The sequence below is a fragment of the Gemmatimonas sp. genome, assembly GCF_044344655.1.
In the GTDB taxonomy this organism is placed as follows: Bacteria; Gemmatimonadota; Gemmatimonadetes; order Gemmatimonadales; family Gemmatimonadaceae; genus Gemmatimonas.
Map to the genome: position 1 here is coordinate 1 of NZ_JBIJCN010000011.1, position 20,637 is coordinate 20,637.

At 66.6% G+C, this 20,637-nt stretch carries 21 protein-coding genes; 8 read left to right on the forward strand and 13 right to left on the reverse strand.

Features of this window, described 5'->3' with window-relative positions; translation table 11 throughout:
- The 4 genes from ACIQ51_RS05045 to aspS all read right to left on the reverse strand — a co-directional run.
- Positions 1-367, reverse strand: a 367-nt coding sequence (locus ACIQ51_RS05045; protein WP_396203923.1) for a hypothetical protein, incomplete at its 3' end; no start/stop codon positions are given.
- Entirely contained in the window at positions 364-771 is a 408-nt protein-coding gene (gene ybeY / locus ACIQ51_RS05050) for an rRNA maturation RNase YbeY (RefSeq protein ID WP_396203924.1), read from the reverse strand. The genes ACIQ51_RS05045 and ybeY, both read right to left, overlap by 4 nt.
- Positions 772-839: 68 nt before the next feature.
- On the reverse strand, positions 840-1,817 hold the full coding sequence (locus ACIQ51_RS05055) for a PhoH family protein (RefSeq protein WP_396203925.1): 978 nt from the start codon (positions 1,815-1,817) through the stop codon (positions 840-842).
- Complete coding sequence (gene aspS, locus ACIQ51_RS05060) at positions 1,814-3,634, reverse strand: aspartate--tRNA ligase (protein ID WP_396203926.1); 1,821 nt, start codon at positions 3,632-3,634, stop codon at positions 1,814-1,816. Before aspS ends, ACIQ51_RS05055 begins: the two co-directional genes overlap by 4 nt.
- Positions 3,635-3,810: 176 nt before the next feature.
- Here aspS and ACIQ51_RS05065 point away from each other — a divergent pair, with 176 nt between their 5' ends.
- Both ACIQ51_RS05065 and rlmN read left to right on the forward strand, forming a co-directional pair.
- Positions 3,811-4,707: a hypothetical protein gene (locus ACIQ51_RS05065; RefSeq protein WP_396203927.1), complete on the forward strand. Its 897-nt coding sequence runs from the start codon at positions 3,811-3,813 to the stop codon at positions 4,705-4,707.
- Complete coding sequence (gene rlmN, locus ACIQ51_RS05070) at positions 4,704-5,810, forward strand: 23S rRNA (adenine(2503)-C(2))-methyltransferase RlmN (protein ID WP_396203928.1); 1,107 nt, start codon at positions 4,704-4,706, stop codon at positions 5,808-5,810. Before ACIQ51_RS05065 ends, rlmN begins: the two co-directional genes overlap by 4 nt.
- Here the strand turns inward: rlmN and ACIQ51_RS05075 are convergent.
- The 8 genes from ACIQ51_RS05075 to ACIQ51_RS05110 are packed head-to-tail and all read right to left on the reverse strand — an operon-like array spanning position 5,739 to position 13,481.
- Complete coding sequence (locus ACIQ51_RS05075; protein ID WP_396203929.1) at positions 5,739-6,230, reverse strand: LytR C-terminal domain-containing protein; 492 nt, start codon at positions 6,228-6,230, stop codon at positions 5,739-5,741. The two genes, rlmN and ACIQ51_RS05075, sit on opposite strands and share 72 nt — an antisense overlap.
- A 25-nt stretch (positions 6,231-6,255) precedes the next feature.
- Entirely contained in the window at positions 6,256-6,795 is a 540-nt protein-coding gene (locus ACIQ51_RS05080; RefSeq protein WP_396203930.1) for a hypothetical protein, read from the reverse strand.
- A gap of 17 nt (positions 6,796-6,812) precedes the next feature.
- Entirely contained in the window at positions 6,813-7,586 is a 774-nt protein-coding gene (gene trpA / locus ACIQ51_RS05085; protein ID WP_396203971.1) for a tryptophan synthase subunit alpha, read from the reverse strand.
- 28 nt (positions 7,587-7,614) lie between these two features.
- Positions 7,615-9,087, reverse strand: coding sequence for an HD-GYP domain-containing protein (locus ACIQ51_RS05090; protein WP_396203931.1), 1,473 nt, complete (start codon positions 9,085-9,087; stop codon positions 7,615-7,617).
- On the reverse strand, positions 9,084-10,778 hold the full coding sequence (locus ACIQ51_RS05095) for a HEAT repeat domain-containing protein (RefSeq protein ID WP_396203932.1): 1,695 nt from the start codon (positions 10,776-10,778) through the stop codon (positions 9,084-9,086). Before ACIQ51_RS05095 ends, ACIQ51_RS05090 begins: the two co-directional genes overlap by 4 nt.
- Positions 10,775-11,977 (reverse strand): tryptophan synthase subunit beta, encoded by a 1,203-nt coding sequence (gene trpB / locus ACIQ51_RS05100; protein ID WP_396203933.1) that lies wholly within the window; start codon positions 11,975-11,977, stop codon positions 10,775-10,777. Before trpB ends, ACIQ51_RS05095 begins: the two co-directional genes overlap by 4 nt.
- Complete coding sequence (locus tag ACIQ51_RS05105) at positions 11,974-12,645, reverse strand: N-(5'-phosphoribosyl)anthranilate isomerase (protein WP_396203934.1); 672 nt, start codon at positions 12,643-12,645, stop codon at positions 11,974-11,976. The genes trpB and ACIQ51_RS05105 overlap by 4 nt, the downstream gene beginning before the upstream one ends.
- An 11-nt stretch (positions 12,646-12,656) precedes the next feature.
- Complete coding sequence (locus tag ACIQ51_RS05110; RefSeq protein WP_396203972.1) at positions 12,657-13,481, reverse strand: indole-3-glycerol phosphate synthase TrpC; 825 nt, start codon at positions 13,479-13,481, stop codon at positions 12,657-12,659.
- Positions 13,482-13,623: 142 nt separating this feature from the next.
- Between ACIQ51_RS05110 and lexA the strand changes: the two genes are divergently transcribed.
- Positions 13,624-14,232, forward strand: coding sequence for a transcriptional repressor LexA (gene lexA, locus ACIQ51_RS05115; RefSeq protein ID WP_396203935.1), 609 nt, complete (start codon positions 13,624-13,626; stop codon positions 14,230-14,232).
- 51 nt (positions 14,233-14,283) lie between these two features.
- Here the strand turns inward: lexA and trpD are convergent, their stop codons facing one another.
- Positions 14,284-15,339 carry an anthranilate phosphoribosyltransferase gene (trpD, locus tag ACIQ51_RS05120; RefSeq protein WP_396203936.1) on the reverse strand — a complete coding sequence of 352 codons (1,056 nt, stop codon included), beginning with the start codon at positions 15,337-15,339 and terminating at the stop codon, positions 14,284-14,286.
- A 475-nt stretch (positions 15,340-15,814) separates the two neighbouring features.
- Between trpD and truA the strand changes: the two genes are divergently transcribed.
- The 5 genes from truA to ACIQ51_RS05145 all read left to right on the forward strand — a co-directional run bounded on the left by truA (position 15,815) and on the right by ACIQ51_RS05145 (position 20,616).
- Positions 15,815-16,597 (forward strand): tRNA pseudouridine(38-40) synthase TruA, encoded by a 783-nt coding sequence (truA, locus tag ACIQ51_RS05125; RefSeq protein ID WP_396203937.1) that lies wholly within the window; start codon positions 15,815-15,817, stop codon positions 16,595-16,597.
- Between the two features lie 172 nt (positions 16,598-16,769).
- Complete coding sequence (locus ACIQ51_RS05130; RefSeq protein ID WP_396203938.1) at positions 16,770-18,053, forward strand: trypsin-like peptidase domain-containing protein; 1,284 nt, start codon at positions 16,770-16,772, stop codon at positions 18,051-18,053.
- An 18-nt stretch (positions 18,054-18,071) separates the two neighbouring features.
- Positions 18,072-19,511 (forward strand): adenylosuccinate lyase, encoded by a 1,440-nt coding sequence (gene purB / locus ACIQ51_RS05135; RefSeq protein WP_396203939.1) that lies wholly within the window; start codon positions 18,072-18,074, stop codon positions 19,509-19,511.
- Complete coding sequence (locus tag ACIQ51_RS05140) at positions 19,508-20,452, forward strand: phosphoribosylaminoimidazolesuccinocarboxamide synthase (RefSeq protein WP_396203940.1); 945 nt, start codon at positions 19,508-19,510, stop codon at positions 20,450-20,452. Before purB ends, ACIQ51_RS05140 begins: the two co-directional genes overlap by 4 nt.
- Entirely contained in the window at positions 20,449-20,616 is a 168-nt protein-coding gene (locus tag ACIQ51_RS05145; RefSeq protein ID WP_396203941.1) for a hypothetical protein, read from the forward strand. The genes ACIQ51_RS05140 and ACIQ51_RS05145 overlap by 4 nt, the downstream gene beginning before the upstream one ends.
- The last annotated feature ends 21 nt before the right edge of the window (positions 20,617-20,637 follow it).

The window sequence follows — 20,637 nt, forward strand, 5'->3', positions numbered from 1 at the left end:
CCGCAGCATGCTCCGCCAGGGTATCGCCGACTACTCGCGCCGCACTCTCGGCGACAAGGACGGTTGCGAGGCCGAGCAGGACCAGCAGCCCCACCATGGGGAGGGTGGCACGACTGGCGAGGTTCAGCGCGACCGCGAGCCCACACCCAGCCGCGAGGTGTCCGGCCACGCGCGCGAAGGCAAGCGCGCGATGGGTCCGTTCCCGTGCTGGAACGGCACGTGGCACAATGGGGGCCGGCACTCCAAATGCACCTCGATCCGGTGCGGCGGCAACGGGTGCTTCGGATAGCAGCGCGCCATCGGCGACAGCGGCCAGAGCCGCCACGGTCGCGCCGGCGACCGCGAGCCCCCAGGCGACTGCGCTCATGCGCGAGGGGTGGAAGTCGGCCAGAAGCGCTTGAGCAGCTGCTCCTGGCGTCGCCACATGGGCGACGTCGTGCGTGCATCATCTTCCGGATGCTCCCAGCCACACGCATGGAGCGTTCCATGCACGACGAGGCGCGCGATCTCTTCGCGCACGCCCACACCATGCGCGACGGCCTGCCGGCGCGCCACGTCCGGGCAGATGTAGACGTCGCCAATGATTCCGCCCGCCGGATCTGCACCGAGCGCGAAGGTAATCACATCCGTGGGGCCGCGGTGTCCCAAATGCTGTCGGTTGAGCGAGGCCATCACGCGCGGGGACACAAACGTGATGGAGAGCATGGCCCGCGGTACCCGGAGGGCACGCAACACTTGACGCGAGAGATCGGCAAGACGCGAGGAGGCCACCGGAACTCGCACGCCATCACACTCGACGGCAACCGCGCGCGGTTCCGGCCTGGGCAATCGGGGGAGGCTCATCCGCCACCTGCGGCGTCTTCGTTGTACGCGCGAATGATGTCGCGTACCAGTCGATGACGCACGACGTCGGCTTCGCTGAAGTAATGGAAGGCAATCCCCTCGATGCCGTGCAAAATGCGCTCGATCTGCATGAGTCCCGAATCTTCACGGCGCGGCAGGTCTACCTGCGTCTTGTCGCCGGTGATCACGATCTTGGAGTTCACGCCAAGGCGCGTAAGGAACATCTTCATCTGCGCGCCCGTGGCGTTCTGCGCCTCGTCCAGGATCACAAATGAATCGCCAAGGGTACGTCCGCGCATGAACGCAAGCGGCGCGACTTCAATGGTGCGCGTCTCGATGAGTTTCTGAATGCGCTCGAAGGGAATGAGATCGTCGAGGGCATCATACAGCGGGCGCAGATACGGATCGACCTTCGCCTGCATGTCACCCGGCAAGAACCCAAGGCTTTCGCCCGCCTCGACGGCGGGCCGAGCCAGAACGATGCGACGTACGCGCTTCCGCATGAGCGCATCGACCGCAGCCGCCACGGCCAGATATGTCTTGCCCGTACCTGCCGGACCAATGCCCACCACGATGTCGTGCTCGGCAATCTTCTTGAGGTATTCGCCTTGTCCCGGTGTTTTTGCCTGCACGCCGCGCCGCGCGCCGGGGAGCACGAGCGAACCGCTGGTGGCTCCCGGGGTATCGGACGGTCGTTCCGTCAGCGAGAGGCGAAGGACATCATCAGCCGATACCGTCTTCCCATCGCGGACCATGGTCACGACCGCCTGCGCCACGCTCTCAGCGCGGCTCACCGCGTCGGCGTCACCAGAGAGCGAGAGATGATCGCCACGTAACGCGACGCGCGCACCGGTAGCGCGCTCAATTTCCCTGAGGTTGCCATCATTGACGCCCGCCAGCATCTGCTGATCGGCCCCCTCGACCGTTACCCGTGCAATCACGCCGTCGCCACGCACGGTGCGGGGATCACTCACGAGGTGGCTCCATCCGCGACCGTGCCACGGACTGCGATGTGCAACTCCTCGAGGTCGTCGGCCGGGACCGCCACGGGCGCCCCCTCGTAGAGCGAGCGCGCCGCGGTCGTCTTGGGAAACGCGATGACATCCCGGAGCGACGGGGCGCCGGAGAGCAGCATGGCGATCCGGTCGAATCCGAACGCAATCCCACCGTGCGGCGGAGCGCCGGCCCGAAGCCCCTCCAGCAGGAAGCCAAAGCGGCGCTCCTGCTCCGCCTCATCGCCAATGCCCAAGAGCGAAAACATCCGCGACTGCATGGCCGGGTCACTCGTGCGGATGCTGCCGCCACCGAGTTCGGTGCCGTTAAGCACGGCATCGTATGCGAGGGCACGCCAGCGGGCGGGGTCGTTGGGAAACGCCGCCATGTCGTCCGGATGCGGTGCGGTAAACGGATGGTGGACGGCGGCGAGCGTACCTGTAACGGGATCCTGCTCGAACATGGGGAAATCCACGACCCACAAAAAGCGCTGGATCCGGTCATCCACGAGATCGAGGCGGCGCGCGCACTCCTGACGCACGCGATCGAGCGCGGGACTGCTGATGCGATCAGGGCCTGCAACCATCAAGGCAAGATCGCCGTCGTTCAACGCCATGGCCGCCGTGGCCTCGGCGCTGAGGAACTTGGCCACGGGGCCATCGTACACACCGTCGGCTCGGCGCAGACGTAGCAGTCCATTCGCACCGGCGCTCTTGGCCACCGCCTCGAGTTCATCGACGTGCTTGCGGCTCCACGCGGCGCCCCCGGGGACCACAAGGCCGCGCACGCGACCACCACCCGCCAGAGCATTGCTCGTCACCGCGAAATCCAGCCCAGCGAATACGCCACTGAAGTCACGCAGCTTGAGGTCGTACCGAAGATCGGGGCGATCGCAGCCGTAGAACTCCATGGCATCCGCGTAGCTCATCCGCTCGAAGTGCGCCGGCACATCCGGGCGTCCCGCTTCACGCCACATGGTGCCGATCAGCCCCTCCGCGAGGACCAGAATATCCTCCCGCTCAATGAACGAGGCCTCGATGTCGATCTGCGTGAACTCCGGCTGCCGATCCGCGCGAAGATCCTCGTCGCGGAAGCAGCGGGCGATCTGGAAATAGCGGTCAAAGCCGCAGCACATGAACAGCTGCTTGTAAATCTGCGGCGACTGCGGAAGCGCGTAGAACTCCCCCGGATGCACCCGGCTGGGCACGAGATAATCCCGTGCCCCCTCGGGAGTGGGCTTGGTGAGGATGGGCGTCTCGAGCTCGAGATACCCATGGTCGCTGAGGAACCGCCGTGACACCTGCAGGAGCCGATGGCGCAGCACCAGGTTGTCCTGGAGTTCGGGGCGCCGAAGATCGAGGTACCGGTGACGCAACCGGAGTTCCTCGGCCGGCATCTTGTCGCCACGTCCGCGAGCCACCGGCAACGCCGGCGTGACTGCCGGCCCGACGACCGTGAGCGCGGTCACCCGCACTTCCACCTCACCCGTGCCCATATCTGGGTTCACGCGGTCGGTCTCGCGCGCCACGACCTCACCTTCGCACAACACGACCGACTCCACCCCGACCGCCGCCGCCAGAGCCTGCACGTCGGGGGAACTCCACGCCGGCCCGAACGCGAGTTGCACCAATCCAGCGCGGTCTCGCAGATCGATGAAGACCAGTCCCCCGAGATCGCGGCTGCGGTGCACCCACCCGCCGAGGCGGACGACGCGCCCCACGTCACTGCGTCGCAGCAGGCCGCAGGTATCAGTGCGCAGGGTGGTGGACAGCACGGACTTGTCAGGGGAAGACGACATCAGGGCCAAAACTCCAGAAAGAAACGAGGCACGGCGGCGCATCCGTCGGTCGAACGGCGCCATGGCGGATCAGACAGCGCAAACGTTGAAAAGTAAATGCCTTACGAGTTCCGGGGTAGCGATTTCTCCCCTCGGTTTCGCTTGACCTCACGTCACGGCGACGTTTAGTCTCCCATATGCGCCGCATGCTCATTTGCGGGCTTGCCGCGTTGGGCTGGGCCTCCGAGCTCGGGGCGCAGCCGGTGCCCGCCCGCGATCTTCTGGAATTCCCGTTGGGGGCCATCTTTGAGCCCCCCGCGCTGGCGGGCGAGCCCGGTGCCGGTCTATGGAACCCCGCGACGCTCGCGCTCCCCACAGGCGAACGATACCGAATCGGTGTCGCCTCGCTCGCCGCGGGAACCTCGCAGGGGGCCGATGGCCAGTTGCTCTCTGGTGCGATGCGCCGCGCCAGTGGGACCACGGTCGGCCTGTCGGTGGCGAGAGCCGCCGTCGGTGGGCTCGTCCGCACGGATTCGGACCCGCAATCGGTGGGGACGATCCCGTACCACACCATGCTCGTCAGCCTCGGGGTCGCCCGCGAAGTCGTGCCGCATGTGACGGCGGGTACCGCGGTACGTTGGCGCTCCGGCCGGGCCGACCAGCGCACGGGCGATGCACTCGCCGCGGACTTCGGCGCGGTGCTGCATGACCTGCCCTGGCGGAATGCCCGGGTTGCCCTGTCGAGCTTTCTGTGGCGGCCAGGCCGCGAAATCGAGGATCGGCCAGCGGTCCTCGTCGCCGCCGACCTTCGGGTCGCCGGTAGCGATCGGACCCGTGAGGTGCGCGTCGGGTACACCGAGAGTGCCGTCAACCGCGGGGCCCGGGATCGTGGGCTCTTTGCGTCGGGACGCCTCGACCGCCTCGAGGCTCGTGCGGCGTTCGTTCGCGGCGCCGCCGGAAGCGGCACCGTGTCCCGGTTCCGTTCGGGGCTCGCGCTGCACTATGCACGCTACGTCGTCGGCATCGCCCGTGAGGAAGGCATCTCAGGACTCGGCCCCGTGTACCAGTTCACGCTCAGCTCGCTCATCAAGTGATCGCTTCCAACGCCACGACCCCAACGACGCTTCCCGATCTGCTCGACTACGAGCCCGACGCGGCGATTGCGGTGCTCCGTCAGTGGATGGCCGAGCGGGGCGAGCCGGCGTACCGTGCGACGCAGCTGTTCGCCCGATTGTGGCAGCGACCGGTGCGCAGCTTCGACGAGATCACCGAATTGCCCAAGGCACTCCGTGAGGCGCTGATGCAGTCTTTTCGCATTTCGTCTCTCGAGGTCGCCACCCGACAGCAGTCGTCCGACGGCACGCAGAAATTTCTCTTTCGTCTGCACGACGGCCAGTTCATTGAGACCGTCGCCATTCCCGACGGCGATCGGATGACGTTCTGCATTTCATCACAGGCCGGCTGTGCGCTCAAGTGCGCCTTCTGCGCCACGGGGGTGATGGGGTTCCAACGCAACCTGCAGCCGTCTGAGATCGCGGGACAGGTGCGTGAATTGCGCCTGCTCGATCCGCCGATCATCCCCACGAACATCGTGTTCATGGGGATGGGTGAGCCGCTGATGAACTGGAAGGCTGTCGGTCCGACGCTGACGTTGCTCAATGATCCGCGCGCATTGGGGATCGGTGCCCGACACATCACGATTTCCACGGTGGGTGTGCTGCCCGGAATCGTTGCGCTCAGCGAGCGGCCGGAGCAATTCCGGCTCGCCATCTCGATCCATGCGCCGACCGACACACTCCGCAAGACGCTGATGCCGGTGAACACCAAGTATCCACTCACGGATGTCATCGAGGCAGCGAAGGCATTCGATCGCCGCGTGACGTTCGAGTACGTGATGCTGGGTGGCGTAAACGACCAGCCGGAGCACGCCGCGCAGCTGGCCCAGTTGGCGCGCGATTGCCGCGCGTTTGTGAATCTCATTCCGCTCCATCCCGGTGGCGCCATGGGGTTCTCACCCACCCCGGGACCCGTGATCACCGCCTTTGCCAAGGCGCTGCGCGCACGTGGCGTGGAAACGGCCGTGCGGCGCAGTCGCGGACTGGATATCGCCGCGGCCTGCGGCCAGCTACGGACCGAGCGTCTCGGTCGGAACGCGCCAGTCGCGGCCGATGAACACGGTGAGGTCCACATAGCGTGAGCTGTCGGCGTCGGCACCGACAGTGCCGACGCCAAGTGCGCGCTGCAGGCGCTCGCCCCAGTCGCGATGCCCGGTGTGCACCACGATTCGGGTCGACGCTCCGCCGGCGCTGCTGGAGCTGAAGTCCACGACGTCGTATCCGAACTCACGCAGGTAGAGCGTGGCGCGCCGCGCGAGGCCGTTGACACCGGACGCGTTCACCACGCGTACCCGTACGCGCTGGTTCTGGGGTGGGCGTGCCGTCGTATCGGTGGTGGCCACCGCGCTGCGACCGGTGGGCGCATCGGTACCTCCACCACGGGTCCACCATGCCACCACCGAACCGCCGACCACGAGCAGGACCAGCGAGAGCGCAGCGATGGTGCGCCCGCTGCCACTCTTCCCGTCCTCGCTCGGCGGCGTGGGAAATCCTGTGTTCATCGCAGGTGAGAGTTGGTGATCCGCATCAGCGTACCGTGTTCCAGAGGCCTACCGTTTCATCCGCGAGGCCCTTGCCTTCACGGATGGCCCATTCGAGTCGCATGCGTACGACCTGACGAAAGACGGCATCGAACGCTTCGGGTACTCGATCGGCGAGAAAGGCGCGATCCGCCTGCATGAAGGTACGGCCGGGCTCGAGGAAATCCGCCATGTAGAGCGCGCGTCCGGTGCGGGTCCATGCCGCGTGACCCACCGTATGCCAGCGGACGGCGTCGAGCACGTCCTGGCGCTGCTCACCGTGCGCAGCTAAACGCGCGGCCGCCGCGGGGCCGTGCAACAGTCCGGCAGGCCGCTGCAGGTCGCCGGTCCATTGGCGCAGGTCCTCCTCGTCCGCATCCCGCAATGCGTCGTGCCACCACCCGGCATCTACCCAAGCTCGCCGCTCATCGTCAGGGAGAGCCATGGCGTTGGCCCACCCCAACAGAAGGCCGACCACCCGCTCGATGTGCGCGCGCCGCTTGTCCGACGCGATCGCCCAGGTGGGCAAGCCAGATCCCTGCGACATGGCGCGGCAGAGGCCGTTTAGCGGTCGTCGAGCGCCGCGCGGAGCGAAGCCGTGAAAGCAACCGCTTCCGCGATCGAACGACCAGCCGCACGCACGAGGGCACTACCAACGACCACGCCATCCCCGAGCGCTGCGGCCGCCTTCGCCTGCTCCGGCGTCGAGATTCCAAAGCCGATACACAGCGGCAACGCGGTGGACGCCCGGAGCCGCTCCACGGTTTCAGGCAGGTCGGCCGACAGAGTGGCGCGCTCCCCCGTGACGCCAAGACGGCTGATGAGATAAACGAAGCCGCCACCGTGCCGCCCGATCTCCGCCATGCGAGCGGCCGGCGTGGTGGGCGCCACCAAACGCACAAAATCAAGACCACTCGCGCCAAACCACTGCTCACGGGCGGGGTCGGCACCCACCGGCAAATCGGTGATGATCATGCCATCCACACCGGCGGCGCGTGCACGAGCCAAGACCTCGGTGCCGCCAGCGATCACCGGATTGAGATAGCTGAACAGGACAATTGGTACCTCTACCGCGGCCTCCTGCACGATCGCCAGGGTGCGGTCGAGATTCACCCCATGGCCGAGCGCGATCTGCGAACTCTGCTGGATGACCGGTCCGTCTGCCATCGGATCTGAGAAGGGCACGCCCACCTCGATCACGTCGGCGCCTGCGGCCGCAATGCCACGAATCAGAGCCACGCAGGCCACGGGATCAGGGTGACCCGCCGTGACGTAGCAGACCAGCGCCTTGCGGCCCTCATTCTTCAGGACAGCGAAACGCGCCGCCAACCGCGACATTGACGGTTGCGACGGCAGCGCGAGCGGGTCAGGCGAAGTAGTCACCGATATTGATGCCATAGCGTTGCGGGTCCTCGGTACGGATAATCGTCCGTGCAAACTGATTGGTCGGCGTGCGCACCGTAAGGTCCACCAACGTCGGATCGTTGGTGAGGTTACCACGATCGTCCATGACAATGCGGACCAACGGGCGCGAGAGCGCCGTGGCCTCGGGATTGGCCGCGATCACGATCGCCAGCTCGAACGTATCCAGCACGACGAGGGTGGAGACGGGATAGATGCCGGTCAGGTTGATGAAGGCCTTGACCACAACGGGATCAAGCCCAAGGCTTGGATTGTCCCGCATGCCGAGAAGCACGTCGGCCGGCGTCCAAGGCGCATCCTGATAGACGCGCGTGGTGGTGGCCGCGTCGAATCCGTCGGTTACGGCGATGATCTTGCTGTACAGCGAGAGGGTGCGCGGACGTGCGGGTTTGGGGTAGCCCGACAAGTCCGTGCGCATGTGATGCTCGTACGCAGCGGTCATCGAGCGCCACGGGCGGACGCCTCCGGTAGGCAAGGCAAACAGGGCGAGCACTCCCTGCCACGTGTGCGTTTGGAGCGAAAGACGATCGGCAGGATCGAGCGGCCCACGCTTGTTGAGCAGTTCGAGCGGCACCCGCGATTTGCCGATGTCGTGCAGCAGTGCCGCCAGGCCCAGATCGAGGAGCTGAATCTTGGTGAGGCCCAGTCTGCGCCCCAGTGCGACCGACAGGATGCAGACGTTCACGCTGTGTACGAAGGTATAGTCGTCGAACTCCCGGAGGGTGGTGAGACCGATCATCGACGCTGAGTCGGTGAGAATGGCGTCCACAATCCCCTGCACTGCGCGCTTTACGCGCTTGAGCCCAGGGCTTCGGCCAATGCGAGCGGAGGTGATCACCTCGCGGGTGACGTCCAGTGAACGCATGTACGTCTGACGCGCCCTTTCTCTCGCGTCGAGGTCCTCACCAGCCCCCTGGCTCTCATCCGACGCGGCGTAGAGCTCGAACTGCGGCACGTTGGCCGCGTCGAGGCGCGACACGAGCTGTGCCAGCCGCTCCTCCGCCGGGTATTCCAAGGGCGGCGACTGCAGGAACGACAGCAATACGACCCATGCCCGCGGCGGCGGCACCTCCAACACCTCCAATCCCCCGATACCGGCCTCACGGTACATCCCGAGCAGTGACGCCACCGCGGCATAATTGTCGAAAGCGAGGCGCAGGCGCGTGTCGTTCACAAACAGAAAATCGCCCACACGTCGCAGCGCACAGCTCCCGTCCACTTCACGCACCCGTTCCGCACTACTCCCGAGCTCAGCGATCGCTTTTTGCACCGCCGTATTCTCCACCGGGTAAAGGCGGATGGCACGGAGTGCCCCGTTCATCGCCACCACGAACGCCCTGGCGACCTTCTGCGCGCCCGGATCGTTGATGGCCCCCTCGGCGCGCGTGGTCCCGCCCGATCCCGACGGTGTGGTCACGTCCCGCCCCGCATTGCCCGCGCGACGGCGCTACGCACCACCACGTCCTTGGTATCCGCGGCTTTCTGGAGTGCCGCGGCCGCCGCCCGCGTCGCGACCAAACCAAGTGCACGCGCCGCGCTCGCACGCAGATCGGGTGGTGCTTTGGCTCCAAGCAACCCGCGGGAATTGAGGATGGTGTCGAGTTCGGTCACGCCGGCGTCGCCGCACAACCCGCCGAACGCCTCAAAGAGCGCCATTTTCTCACCAAGGTCGGCCACGCGCAGCTCCTTCCGACGGATCGCATCCAGCAGGCGAGGCAGCGCAGCGGAGTGTTGGCGCGACCGTATGGCACGGTAGGTGGCCACTCGCACGTCGCGGTCGATATCGTCGATGCCCCGCTCGAGGGCCTGCAGTGCCGACGGTGAGCCGATTTCGGCAAGCGCGGTCACGGCCTCGACACGGAGCTTCGCGTCCGTGCCGCGCAGAATGCGCGCCAGCCCCGGAACAGCCGCGGGGGTCGCCAGCTGCGCGGCGAGACGCAGGGCCCCTCGCACCACGGCCGGCTGCGGCTGCTCCAGGAGTTTCGCCAGTTCCCCGGTATTCGCGCCGGCGAGGCGCCAGGCAGCCCGTTCGATTGCCGCACGCGCCGGGGACGCCGAGGCGGCACCAAGCCACGCGACTAAGGGCCCGAGCGCGGTGGAGCGGAGCTCGCGGAAGAGCCCTTCCAGCAGCGTGGCCACGGGTGCACGCGCGCCCTCCTCGAGGGCATGCAGCAGCTCCGACACCGCCTGCGGTTCGCTAAGGCGCGCAGGCAGCTCACGGAGCCCCTGCGCAGCCCGCGGGTCGATACCCGGAAGCCGAGCAGTCGCCGCCGCCTCCCGTAGCGCATACGCCACGAGGTCGAATTCACCAAGGGTGAGGAACTCGAGGACCAGTTGATCGAGGATGCTGAGGGCCTCGAGCTGCACGTCCAGGATCGGCTGCAGTTCGATCATGTCGAACAGACTCGCAAGCACCAGCCGGCGTTGGTCCTCGGTGTACTCCCGCTTGAGTTCATCCCGGAGGTACAACGCTTCGCGCGGTTCCAGGAAGTACAACGTGGACTCGAAGTCGTCCAATCGAACCAAGCCCGGTGGGCGCTCTCCGGGGGGCTGCGCGTCGGCAGTCGGCACGGCCAGTGGGAGTTCGCCCGGGGTCGGCGCTGCCACAGCCGGGCGGTCCCCGGACGCGAGGACAAATACGCCGCCACCGGTACTCTCCACGAAGCGATACGCGACATGGGCGAGATCGGCAACCCAAAGCAGCGTCACGAGATCGTCATCCTCGTTGGATGCCACCCGCGCTTTGTGCACCAGGCCCAGCATGGCGGGTAGGTCCTCTCCCTCGAAGCCGGGGTGGAAGGAGAGCGAGCGCAGCCCGTCGCGGAAGAGGAGCCAGGGGAGAGACTCGGCGCCACGCTCCGTGTCGTGATACACGACCTGGCCATCGACCGTAAACGACGCCTCGTGAATCTCGAGCTCGAGCGTACCCATCAGCGGCCAGAGCCGCGCGAAGGCCAGTCGCGCCTGCTCGATGCCCTGCGCGCGCGTGGGACTGTTCGGGAGATACAACTGGACAGCACGAAGGGCCTTCGCAAATGCGCGCAGCGCATCTTCGATGGCGGCAATCGCTTGTGGCGATGTGTTGGCTTCGTGTGCCGTTACGGTCATACCTCAGGTAAGGCGTGCTGACTGATCGTGCCGACGTCCTTGTCGCCGCGGCCACTTACACACAGCAGGACGGGCTCGTTCTCGGACCACCGACCGGCCTCGCGCTCGATCCACGCCACGGCGTGCGCCGTCTCAAGCGCGGGGATGATTCCCTCCAATCGACTGAGCAGGGCTACCCCACGTAACGCTTCGGTGTCAGTGACCGCCACATACTCGGCGCGGCCACTGTCGTGGAGCCAGGCATGTTCGGGACCCACGCCCGGGTAGTCGAGACCAGCCGAGATGGAGTGCGCGGGATGCACCTGCCCGCTCGCATCCTGCAGCAGGTAGCTGAGGGAGCCGTGCAGGACGCCCGGGGAGCCTCTGGTGATGGAGGCGCTGTGCCGATCGGTCTCGAGTCCGTCGCCGGCCGCTTCCACTCCGACCAGCTCGACGGCGGCATCCTTTACGAATCCGGCAAAGATGCCCATGGCGTTGGATCCTCCCCCCACGCAGGCCACGACCGTCTTCGGCAGGATGCCGGTCTTGGCGAGCATCTGGGCACGCGCCTCGTTGCCGATCACTGACTGAAACTCACGAACCATGCGCGGATACGGCGCAGGGCCCACGACGGAGCCGATGATGTAGTGGCTGTCGTTGACGTTGGTGACCCAGTCGCGGATCGCCTCCGTTGTGGCGTCCTTCAGCGTACGCGTGCCGGCGGTGACGGGAACGACGGTGGCGCCCATGAGGCGCATCCGGAACACGTTGAGCGCCTGCCGTTGCATGTCCTCTTCGCCCATGTACACCACGCACTCGAGGCCGAAGCGGGCGCAGATGGTGGCCGTCGCGACTCCGTGCTGCCCGGCGCCGGTTTCGGCGATGATGCGCTGCTTGCCCATGCGAAGCGCCAGAAGGGCCTGCCCCACCGTGTTATTGATCTTGTGCGCGCCGGTGTGGTTGAGATCCTCGCGCTTCATCCACACAGGGGCACCGATGCGCGCGCTCATGCGCGGCGCAAACGTGAGCGCCGTGGGGCGCCCCACGTACTCCCGAAGCAAACCGTCGAGCTCCTGCTGAAACGCTGCATCGCGCCGCGCCTGCTCGAACGCGGCCTCGAGCGCATCGAGCGCCGGAATGAGCGTCTCAGGCACGTAGCGACCACCGAACGGGCCAAATCGGTCCGTCGCCGGCGTTTCCGTGGTATCGACCAATGTCATGGCTCCGACTCCGCGGCATCATGAGCCGCTGTAACGAACTGTCGCACGAGCGCCGGATCCTTCACACCGGGCGCGCATTCCACTCCGGAAGATACGTCCACGACATCCGGCGAAAGCAACCGCGTGGCACGGGCCACGTTGGACGGACGCAAGCCACCCGCGAGAACCAACCGCATGCCAGGAACGGCGTGACGTAGTGCGATCACATCCCGTGATAGTCCGGACCAATCGAGTGATACGCCGGTGCCACCGAGTTGGCCCACCACGTGGGCATCGAACACGAGCGTCCCAGCGGCAACGGCGAGGGCCGCGGCGTCGTCGGGCAATGTCGTACCGGCCACGCGTAGCACTGGCCACACTACGCGAGCGCTCCTGGCAGCAATCCGTGCGATCGCGTCGTCGGTGCGTGGGCCGTGAAGTTGAATCACATCGAGATCGAGCATTTCGGCGAGGGCGACCACCTCGGCCTCCGGCTGGTCGCCGAACACGGCCACGCGTTGGATACCGTGACGGCGCGCACCCAGTACGAGTCGAGCGCGCTCGGGGGTGAGGAGCCGCGGGCCACCGGCCAAAATCACGCCGAGGTAGGCGGCCCCCGCCTGCTCCGCCGAGGCCGCATCTTCCGCGCGAGTGAGGCCACAGATCTTGACTGCCGGTGCGGAGGCCATGTGCACGTTGCTCAGGGATGACCTGACGCTATTCCGGGTACGGCCCGTCGCGCCCGGTCCGCGTCGCGCGGCGCCATGCGGCGCGGCACCGCTGCCAATTGCCGGACCTCGCCCTCAGGGTTTGCAGCTGCGGAAATGGCGCTGCCAACCAGCACGGCATCCGCCCCCACCGAGGCGGCAGCGATCAGGTCGTCCGGCGTTCGCATCCCGCTCTCGGCCACGGCGATACACATCGCCGGAATGCAGGGGATAATCGCGGGTGCAGTGGCGGGATCGATGACCAGCGTTTCGAGGTTGCGGTTGTTAACCCCGATCACGGTGGCACCGGCCGCGAGCGCCCGATCGAGCTCGCCGAGGTCGCGTACCTCGACGAGGGTTGCCAGGCCAGCATCGGCGGCGGTGTGCATCAGGCGCACGAGGTCGTCGTCGGACAGGCTGCGTACAATGAGCAGCGCTGCGGAAGCGCCGGCCGCGCGCGCCTCCCACAGCTGCACCGGGTGTACGAGGAAGTCCTTGCGGATCACGGGCACGGCGACCGTACCGGCCACCGCCGCGAGATCGCCCAGGGTCCCGCCGAAGCGGGTGGGCTCCGTGAGTACCGAGATGGCGGCCGCCCCGCCGGCGACATACGCGCGCGCCTGTTCGGCGGCGTCGAGCCCGGGGGCGATCGCCCCCTTCGACGGCGAGGCGCGCTTGACCTCGGCGATCACCCGAAGTCGGTCGCCGCGCATGGTTGCGCCGAAGGGGCGCGACGGCGCCGCATCGGCGGCTCTGTCGCGAAGCTCGGCGAGGGTACCGGACACCGCCGCGGCACGTTCGTGCGCCTCACGAGTCAGGGCGCCGAGGGTACCCTCAGGGAACGTCCAGCGGCGCGCGGAAGAAAATACTTGCACTTCGGCCTGTCTTCGGTTAGCGTGGCGAGTGGTTGGATTCGGCCTGTTTTCGGGCGCGAGCCGTCCCCCTCATCGAGGAATCGTCATGCCACTCACCAAGCGCCAGCGGGAAATTCTGAGTTTCCTCTCGGAGTACAACGAAGCGAACGGGTATGCCCCGAGCTTCGAGGAGATCGCGTCCCAGTTCAACTATAACTCGTTGGCGACGGTGCATGAGCACCTCACCAATCTCGAACGCAAGGGCTACATCAAGCGTTCGTACAACGAGAGCCGGGCGATCGAAATCCTGCCCTCCGAGATGTATCAGCGCTCGGTGGAACTGCCACTGTTGGGTTCGGTCGCTGCCGGCGCGCCGCTCGAGGCGATGCATACGGGCGAGACGCTGTCGGTACCCGACGGCTTTTTGCGCAAGAATGGCAGCCATTACGTGTTGCGCGTGAAGGGCGACTCGATGATCGAGGAGCACATTCGCGACGGTGACTACGTGGTGATCAACGACAAGCAGGCAGCCGACAATGGGGAAATGGTGATTGCGCTGCTCGATGGCTCGGGGGCTACCGTCAAGCGCTATTACCGTGAGCGCGATGGACGCATCCGGCTGCAGCCGGCCAACGAAACGATGCAGCCCATGTTCGTCCACGAGGATGACGTGCGCATTCAGGGCATCGTCGTGGGCGTACTCCGCCGCTATTGATCACGGGGGTGGACCGCCGCGGTTGCGGCGGTCGTCCCCCGTGGCTCGGTCTTACTGCGTGCGCGGCCAGCGCGCGGTCGCCGTGCGAGACGCCGTCCGCAGCCGCTCGAGCGCGTGGTAGCCCTTACCTGTGGTGAGTGCGAGTTGGGCCTCTTCCACCGCCTCGCCGTAGTTCAGGTCATCGCGGCTCACGTAGAGCGCAGCCGCCGCGTTGAGAAGCACAGCCGCCACGGCGCCGCGCGGCCCCGTTCCTTGCAACACGGCTTCGATCACGCGTGCATTGTCGGCAGGGTCACCGCCCGCCAGGTCCGCCTCAGGCACAGCGCCAACGCCGTACTCAGCCGGGTCGATGGTCCAATCGCGGATGGCACCACGATGTACCTCGTGTACCGTTGTAATGCCAAGAGGGGAAATCTCATCCAGTCCCGGCTCCCCGTGCACCACCATGGCCCGCGTAGCTCCAAGGGTGAGGAGCGCGTCGGCGAGCAGCGGCAGCCGAGCTCGCTCGGCGACCCCCACCACTTGGCGCCCCGCCCGTGCGGGATTAGCCAGCGGCCCCACAATGTTCATCACCGTCGGGACGGCCAGTTCGCGACGAATCGGCCCCACGTGACGCAGTGCGGGGTGCATGAGGGGCGCGAACATGAATACAATCCCGGCGGTCTCGAGCGTATACGCCATCGCCTCGGGGGTGGTCTCCACGACCACGCCAAGCGCCTCGAGTACGTCGGCGCTACCGGAACGCGAGGTGAATGACCGGTTCCCGTGCTTCGCCACGCGAACGCCCATCCCCGAGGCGAGGAGCGCCGCAGCGGTCGAGATATTGAACGTCGTCAACGCACCGCCGCCAGTCCCGCAGGTATCCACGAGCGCTTCGGGGGCGTCGCTGGGGAGCACCACCATCGCGTCCCGCAGCGCCTGCACGACGCCAGCCACCTCGTCGGCGGTTTCCCCCTTCACGCGCAGCGCCATCAGCAGCCCCGCTACCTGCGCCGGTGTGCCCTCCCCCCGCATGATCTCGCCAAAAGCGCGGCGCAGAGCTTCCGCGTCGAGCGGAGCATGCAGCGCAAGGCGCTTGATGGCGTTTGTGAGTGCGTTACCTGACATCCAGCCGCTCCAGCCGTCGTTCGGATCGTCCGTTGAGGGAGACGGTCCGAGAATTGACCAGCCCTGGCAGGCGAACACGTTCCACATCATCCTCCGTGATTACCCCGCGCTGCACGCGGCTGGTGAGATCGAGGACGCCCGCCAGCTCCCCACGATATACGATCGGAACGCTGACGACGCTGCCGGTCGCGAAACACTGGTCGCGACACATCTCCAGGCGCGCATGGTAACGGGTCAGCACGATCGACGCCCCCGGTCGAGTTCCGCCATGGTCTCGCCATAGGAGATCAGGGCCATATCGAGAGCGGGGGCTGCAGCGAGTGCGTGGGCCAGCGAAGCGAGAGAGTGTGGCGGCCGGCTGGCCCGGGGGACAGGGAGAGAATCTCAACACAGGGCCGTCGGCAATGGCGGAATCGCCGGAGAAACGGGGAAGCGAGTTGAAGCCGACCCTCTGGGGCCCTAGCTTCCCAGCGCGATGGACCCGCGACCGATCCTCCTGGTAACCCAGTACGATGGGGGGCGCTTTGCCGGCTGGCAGCGCCAACCCGACGCCCGCACCGTGCAGGGCGAGATGGAGGCCGTCCTGGCCCGACTCTGTGCCGCCCCCGTCCCCGCCGTCGGTGCGGGACGGACGGATGCAGGTGTTCACGCCCATGGCCAAGGGGTGGGTGTGCGTGTGCCAGAGCGATGGACGCCCGAGCGGCTCCAACGTTCGATGAACGCCCTCCTGCCTGATGATATCTGGGTATCGTCTGCCCACCGGATGACCCCGGATTTCCATCCTCGGCGCAGCGCAATCGAGCGCCGATACGGTTATCTTGTCGGGACCGATGATTCGGCCCGGTCGCCATTCCGCCGGCGCTATGAGTGGGCGGTCCCCCGCCCCCTCGATGCGGCGGCGCTCCACGCCGAGGCCGAATGTCTGGTCGGAGAACACACGTTCCGGGCGTTTGCCATTGCCCACACGGCGCCGGTCGACGATCACCACCGCTGCATCATTTCTCGCGCAGCGTGGGTGCCTCGCGATGGCGGCTGGGTGTTCGAGGTCGCGGCAAATCGCTTTCTCCATCACATGGTGCGTTTCTTGGTCGGGACGATGATCGACGTGGCGCTGGGGCGCCGACCGCGTGGCACGATTGCGCGGTTGCTCGTCGCACCCGACAACGCCGAGACGTCGCCGCCCGCTCCGCCGCACGGACTGTCGCTGCGACAGGTCGTCTATCCCGGGGCCAGTTACTCGGTGGAGGCGGAACCATGACGCCGGCCGCATTTCACTTGTGGCCGTGATGTCGCGCCGTTCATCCCTCGTGTGTTGTCTTGCGATTGTCCTTGCCGGTTGCGAGGGGGTAAACCCCTCCCGTTCCGATGCCCAGTCGCGGACGCTGCCACCGGCGCCCACGCCGTCGGGCGGGACCGTTCCGGCGCAGAGCGTGTCGGCCTCCCGCCGCACCGCGCTGACCATTGCCGTAGAGCGCGTAGCACCCTCGGTGGTCACCGTGCAAACCGAGACCGTTGAACGGGTCCCCGTCGATTTCTTCGAATCGTTCATGGGCGGCCGCTCCGGTGAGCGCCGCAATGCCGGCATCGGTTCGGGGTTCGTGGTCCGCGCTGACGGGATCATCGTGACGAACGCCCACGTCATTGCCGGTGCGGCGAAGGTGTCGGTCGCCATGCGTGACGGGACCACCTACGATGCCACAGTTGTTGGAGCAGACGAGGCCAATGACCTTGCGGTGGTACGCATCAAGGCCAAGGACCTCCCCGTCGCGCCGCTCGGCCGATCAGCCGATCTCCTGGTCGGTGAGTGGTCCATCGCCATCGGGAATCCGTTCGGTTTTGTGCTCGGCAACAACGAGCCGAGTGTTTCCGTCGGGGTGGTGAGCGCGGTCGGCCGTAACTTGGCCGGTCGTGGCGAGGGAGGCGGTGCCTCCATCGACATGATTCAAACGGATGCCGCGATCAATCCCGGCAACTCCGGTGGGCCCCTCGTCAATGCCAGCGGCGAAGTGATCGGCGTGAACAGCTCGATTTACAGCCCCAGCGGCGGATCAGTTGGCCTCGGTTTCGCCATTCCCATCGATCGCACCAAGCGCATCGTGGAGGACCTCCTCGAGCACGGGGCCGTGCGCCAGCCATGGGTGGGCATCCGCCTCGAACAGCCACAGGCCCAGAGCGCCCGCGACGTAGCCAAGGCCGGTGCGATCGTCGCACGCGTCGTCCCGGGCTCACCGGCCGACTGGGCAGGCGTGCGCGTCGGTGATCAGGTCGTACGGGCCGGAACACGCCCTGTGCGCAACCCGTTTGACTGGGAAGCGCGGTTACTCGACCTCCGCGTTGGGGAAACGTGGCCCATCGCGGTGCGGCGTGGCGGTCGGGAGGTCGTCCTCTCGCTGCAGGTGGCGGATGCGCCGGAGGCCTCGGCGCAGAAGGTCACGGTGCTCCGGGAACTCCAGCTGGTGACGCTCACGGACGCCATTCGGCAGGAACGGGGGGTCGCCTCCAGCGCTGGCGCCCTGGTGTATCGCAGTTCCGATCGCATCCGCGACGAGATCGGCCTTCAGGAGGGCGACGTGATCGCACAGATCGGGCAGTCCCGCATTACCTCGGCCGAAGCGGCCTCCAGCGCGATCGATCGGTACGGCGCGCGCGGGCCCGTCTTCCTCGTGTTCGAGCGCAATCGCCAGTACTACCAGACGTCGTTCTACCTTCGCTGATCCCTTCTGCTTCGTGCCGTGACTGCTCCTGATAGATCGTCGTACCAGTCTCCGCTCGCCGACCGTTACGCGTCGCGTGCCATGCTCACCCTGTGGGGCCCGCAGATGCGCTACGGGCTCTGGCGCCAGCTGTGGCTTGCCCTTGCCGAATCGCAGCAGGCGCTCGGGATCGAGATTCCCGACGAGGCGCTCGCCGCCATGCGGGCGCATCTCGATGACATCGACTTCGACGCCGTGGCGACGTACGAAAAGAAGTTTCGCCACGATGTGATGGCCCACGTGCATGCGTTCGGTGACGTGGCTCCAGCGGCGCGCAAGTACATTCATCTCGGCGCCACCAGCTGCTACGTGACCGACAACGCCGAGCTGATTCTGATGCGGCGCGGGCTGGAGCTGCTGCGGGAGAAGCTGCTCGATACGCTGGATGCCCTCGGCGGTTTCGCCCGCGAGTGGAAGGACGTGCCGGCGCTCGGGTACACCCATTTGCAACCGGCGCAACTTACGACGGTCGGTAAGCGTGCCACGCTCTGGATGCAGGACATCCTCCTCGATCTCGAGGATCTCGAGTATCGCATCCGCACCCTGCCCTTCCGCGGGGTCAAGGGAACCACGGGCACGCAGGCCAGCTTCCTGACCCTGTTCGACGGCGATCACGAGAAGGTCCGGGCACTCGATCGCATGGTGTGCGCCAAGATGGAGTTCGCGGCCAGCATCCCGGTGAGCGGGCAGACGTACTCGCGCAAGGTCGATGCCCAGGTGCTTGGTCTGGTGGCAGGCATCGCCGCGACAGCCTCGAAGTTCTCCGGCGACATCCGCATGCTGCAGGCCTTCGGTGAGATCGAGGAACCGTTCGAGAAGAACCAAATCGGCTCGTCGGCCATGGCGTACAAGCGCAATCCCATGCGTTCGGAGCGCATCGCTGCGTTGGCGCGCTTCGTGCTCTCGCTCGAACCGAATGCGAACCAGACGCACGCCGTGCAGTACTTCGAGCGCACGCTTGACGACTCGGCCAATCGCCGTTTGGCGATCCCCGAGTCCTTTCTCGCGACCGACGCGATCCTCGTGCTCATGCAAAACGTCGTCCGAGGCCTCGAGGTACATCCGGCGCGCATCCGCCGTCGCGTGGAAGACGAATTGCCGTTCATGGCCACCGAAGAGTTGATCGTGCGGTTCGTGCGCGCGGGTGGCGATCGTCAGGAAGCGCACGAGATCATTCGTGGTCACAGCATTGCGGCCGCCCGCGCGGTGAAGGATGGCGCGCCCAGCAACGACATGCTGGAACGTCTCGCCGCGGACCCGGCCTTCGGTCTTCCGCTCGAGGATTTGCGGGCCATCGCCGATCCGTCCCGCTTCGTGGGGCGCTCGCCGCAGCAGGTGGTCGAATTCCTCGCGGAACACGTCGCGCCGTGGATTTCGCGTGAGCGCGCCGGTGCGGAAGTCGAGGAGGTCCGCGTATGACGGCGACGGCGCTGGTGGAAACTCATCTGCCGTTGCCGCTGCTTCGCCGTGGCAAGGTGCGCGATGTCTATGAGGTCGATGCGGAGCGTCTCCTGCTCGTCACGACCGATCGCATCAGCGCCTTCGACGTGGTGATGAACGAGGCGATTCCCTACAAGGGGGCCGTCCTCACGCAGCTGACCGCGTGGTGGTTGGCGCAACTGACGGAAACGATCGCGCATCACCTCATCACCGCAGACACCGACGCGATCATCCGGGAGGTGCCGGAACTGGCCCCTTACCGTGAGGCGCTTGCGGGACGTTCGATGCTGACGCTTCGCGCCGACGTGGTACCCATTGAGTGCGTGATTCGCGGGTACATCACTGGGTCGGCGTGGAAGGAGTACCAGACGAGCGGCACCCTCGCCGGTGAGGCGCTGGCGCCTGGCCTGCGCGAGAGCGACCGCCTGCTGCCGCCAATCTTCAGCCCCGCCACCAAGGCCGAAACGGGACACGACGAGAACATTACCATTGCCACGGTGATCGAACGCGTGGGCGCGGAGACAGCGGCCACGCTCGAGCGACTGGCGCGCACCATCTACGAGTTCGGTCGTGACGTGGCCGCGCCGCGCGGGATCATCGTCGCCGATACCAAGTTCGAGTTTGGCTGGCGGGATGGATCGTTATTGCTGATCGACGAGGTGCTTACCCCCGACAGCTCGCGCTTCTGGCCGGCCGACGGGTACGCGCCCGGCCGCGGGCAACCCAGCTTCGACAAGCAGCCCTTGCGCGATTGGCTCGATGCGGAGCGCCGGGCCGGCCGCTGGAACGGTGACGCACCGGCGCCCACGTTGCCGCCGGAGGTGATCCGTGCCACGAGCCTGCGCTATCGCGATGCGTTTGCCCGGCTCACGGGTGCGCCCCTCGACCTCGTCGCGCTCGGCCTGGCCGCCGATTCGTGACCCTCACGGCAATGGACACCAGCGACGCGCCAATCATGGTGGGGACCACGTTGACCGCGGTCGTGCTGTTTCTGCTGGCGCTCCGTCGACGCTCATGGACCCTATGGCTCGCCGGTTATCTGGCGTCGATTGCGGCGCTGATCGTGGCGTGGAGGCTTCGATGAGTCAACCGGAAGAGGGAGAGC

Coding starts and splice junctions, on each gene's coding strand:
- ACIQ51_RS05095 (WP_396203932.1), bottom strand. CDS start 10,778: ATGACCGTAACGGCACACGAAGCCAACACATCGCCACAAGCGATTGCC.
- ACIQ51_RS05105 (WP_396203934.1), bottom strand. CDS start 12,645: ATGGCCTCCGCACCGGCAGTCAAGATCTGTGGCCTCACTCGCGCGGAA.
- ACIQ51_RS05140 (WP_396203940.1), top strand. CDS start 19,508: ATGACGGCGACGGCGCTGGTGGAAACTCATCTGCCGTTGCCGCTGCTT.
- truA (WP_396203937.1), top strand. CDS start 15,815: ATGGACCCGCGACCGATCCTCCTGGTAACCCAGTACGATGGGGGGCGC.
- lexA (WP_396203935.1), top strand. CDS start 13,624: ATGCCACTCACCAAGCGCCAGCGGGAAATTCTGAGTTTCCTCTCGGAG.
- trpD (WP_396203936.1), bottom strand. CDS start 15,339: ATGTCAGGTAACGCACTCACAAACGCCATCAAGCGCCTTGCGCTGCAT.
- trpA (WP_396203971.1), bottom strand. CDS start 7,586: ATGTCGCGGTTGGCGGCGCGTTTCGCTGTCCTGAAGAATGAGGGCCGC.
- ACIQ51_RS05080 (WP_396203930.1), bottom strand. CDS start 6,795: ATGTCGCAGGGATCTGGCTTGCCCACCTGGGCGATCGCGTCGGACAAG.
- aspS (WP_396203926.1), bottom strand. CDS start 3,634: ATGTCGTCTTCCCCTGACAAGTCCGTGCTGTCCACCACCCTGCGCACT.
- ACIQ51_RS05065 (WP_396203927.1), top strand. CDS start 3,811: ATGCGCCGCATGCTCATTTGCGGGCTTGCCGCGTTGGGCTGGGCCTCC.
- ACIQ51_RS05075 (WP_396203929.1), bottom strand. CDS start 6,230: ATGAACACAGGATTTCCCACGCCGCCGAGCGAGGACGGGAAGAGTGGC.
- trpB (WP_396203933.1), bottom strand. CDS start 11,977: ATGACATTGGTCGATACCACGGAAACGCCGGCGACGGACCGATTTGGC.